Source organism: Xanthovirga aplysinae (assembly GCF_009711365.1).
Taxonomy (GTDB): Bacteria; Bacteroidota; Bacteroidia; order Cytophagales; family Cyclobacteriaceae; genus Xanthovirga; species Xanthovirga aplysinae.
This window is the reverse complement of sequence record NZ_SMMB01000542.1, coordinates 1-2243: the sequence shown is the minus strand read 5'-3', so window position 1 is coordinate 2243 and position 2243 is coordinate 1. Positions and strand designations below refer to the sequence as shown.

Genomic DNA, 2243 nt, shown 5'->3' with positions numbered 1-2243 from the left:
GGGAACTTAAAATCCCTCTCCAATAGTTGTAGTTTTTTGTATGAGTTTTAAATTTTTTTGGTGAAATAATGAAGGAATTAAATGAAGAATATTGGAGTAAACGCTATTTGGAAGGAATGACACAATGGGATATTGGGGCTATTTCAACGCCATTAAAAGAATACTTTGAACAGTTAACCAATAAATCATTGAAAATTCTTATACCGGGTTGTGGAAATAGCTACGAGGCTTCCTTTTTGTATGAGGCTGGTTTTGAGAATGTGTTTTTGTTAGATATTTCAGAAATTCCTTTAAGGAAGTTCAATAAGAAGTTTCCATTATTTCCCAAGGATCAGTTGATTCATGATGATTTTTTTGAACTGAAGGGATTTTTCGATCTTATCATTGAACAAACCTTTTTTTGTGCCATAGACCCAGAACTTCGTTGGCGATATGCTGAAAAAGCTGCTCAATTATTAAACAAAAATGGGAGATTAGTGGGGGTTTTATGGAATCACCCTATGAATAATGATAAGCCGCCCTTTGGGGGATCCGCTGAAGAATATGTCAAATATTTCGAACCATATTTTGAATTTAGTACTTATGAACCCTGTTATAATTCCATTCCCCCAAGAGCTGGGAGGGAATTATTTGTGAATTTGGTAAAGAAAGGAAAGGGAGCAAAGAATTAGGAGTTAAAAAATTAGGAATGGCACGTGGGAGAATTTAGACTTAAATTCTCATGTTGGATTCTTTGCTCTATTAAGACCGTTGTTCTTCTTTTTGGTGCTCAATTTTCCTGGAAGAAATAATATTTATTTAGATCCTCAGTACTCCAACTCTGGTTTTATCTTTAATAGTGATGATATCATGGCTATTGGTAATCCTTGTGAGAAATAAGGCCTAGTATGGGTTTATGGTGAATAATTAAACCATTTAAAACATTAAGGTATAATGCTGCTTCTTTAAATCGGGGTCAAAAAAAACCAGGCCCGAATTAAATAAATCCATTGTCATGGTGACCTTTGGGTTTTCCTTAATTTGCTTCCAGGCTTCCTCCATTTCCCTTGACCAATGAATATCATCAAAAATGAAGATGCTATTTGTATGAGCTTTACTTAAGCAAATATTAAAATAGTTCAGAGTTGGTTCAAGACGATGATTTGCATCAAAATACACGAAATCGACTTTTTCAACCTGATTAATAAAGGGGGGGAGGGTTGCTGAAATATCTCCAGTGATTACCTCAATGTTTTCGCTAGAATGCTTTTGAAACAATTCTTGTGAAATAGCTGCAGTTTCTGGGCAGCCTTCAAAGGTGATCACCTTCACCTCTTTTCTTACCTTGGCTAGATAAAGGGTGTTTATTCCAAGAGAAGTTCCCAGTTCTAAGATGATATGAGGTTTGAAATGTGCGACCAGGCGAAAAAGTAACTCTGAGAACTTTGCAGGGGTGAGGCTGTTGCGGGCAATATCCTTTATCTGTCTCTTTTTTCTTGGATTAACTTTAGAACCGGCTCCTAATTCCGAAAACGAGATTTCTCTTTGATCGGCTAAAAGTTCCTTTCGTGACTTTTCAATATCCTCAAATATGGGATATTGTTCTTTTCTTTTGATTACTGATGTATATAATCGGTAAGCAAATGGCGGTTGAAGGGAATGTTCATCAATGGCATTTAACCAATAAGAAATATAGCGAAAAATAATCCGGAGTTGTTCGATGTTGGGCAATTGAATTAGTTTAATCTGTAAGGGAAAATCATGGTAAATTCAGGAATAATGGCTCTGAATTTTTTCTCGTCCAAGACTCTTTCCATCAAAAAGGTTCCGTACATTTTACCTATCCCCGATTTTAAATTACAGCCAGATACATATTGATGACTTTTTCCGGGCTCAATAGTAGGTTGTTGTCCCACAACTCCTTCTCCTTCCACTTCACGTACCGTATTATTTGCGTCATGAATAAACCAATGTCTACTCAATAATTGTACTGTATTTGGGCTTTTATTTTCTATGGTGATCCGATAGGTAAAAACAAAATGCCCTTGGGCCGGACTTGAATATTCTGGCTGGTATTCAGTTTCTACGCTTATTTTTACCCCTTCTGTAATTTCGGTTACCATCAATGCTTAAGGGTTAAAACTTTAATTTAAAAACGCTTTGGAAAGGTATTAGTTCTTTTTAAAGCAATAAAAAAAACTATATTGAACCTAGAATTTTCTTCTGTCAATTATTCTAAAGCCAGGCTGTTCAGATGATAATTG

3 protein-coding genes are annotated in these 2243 nt (G+C 35.5%); 1 reads left to right on the top strand and 2 read right to left on the bottom strand.

Translation table 11 applies throughout. The annotated features are described in order from the left end of the window. Window positions 1-68 precede the first annotated feature (68 nt). Window positions 69-671: a methyltransferase domain-containing protein gene (locus E1171_RS02505; RefSeq protein WP_155203753.1), complete on the top strand. Its 603-nt coding sequence runs from the start codon at window positions 69-71 to the stop codon at window positions 669-671. 244 nt (window positions 672-915) lie between these two features. Here E1171_RS02505 and E1171_RS02500 read toward each other — a convergent pair whose 3' ends face one another. Both E1171_RS02500 and apaG read right to left on the bottom strand, forming a co-directional pair. Beyond that, window positions 916-1710, bottom strand: coding sequence for an O-methyltransferase (locus tag E1171_RS02500; RefSeq protein WP_155203751.1), 795 nt, complete (start codon window positions 1708-1710; stop codon window positions 916-918). 5 nt (window positions 1711-1715) lie between these two features. After that, a complete protein-coding gene (apaG, locus tag E1171_RS02495) occupies window positions 1716-2102 on the bottom strand; it encodes a Co2+/Mg2+ efflux protein ApaG (RefSeq protein ID WP_155203749.1) in 387 nt (128 codons plus the stop codon). Window positions 2103-2243 lie beyond the last annotated feature (141 nt).

Excerpts from the sequence above, each read along its gene's own strand:
- E1171_RS02505 (WP_155203753.1), top strand. The coding sequence starts at position 69 with ATGAAGGAATTAAATGAAGAATATTGGAGTAAACGCTATTTGGAAGGA.
- apaG (WP_155203749.1), bottom strand. The coding sequence starts at position 2,102 with ATGGTAACCGAAATTACAGAAGGGGTAAAAATAAGCGTAGAAACTGAA.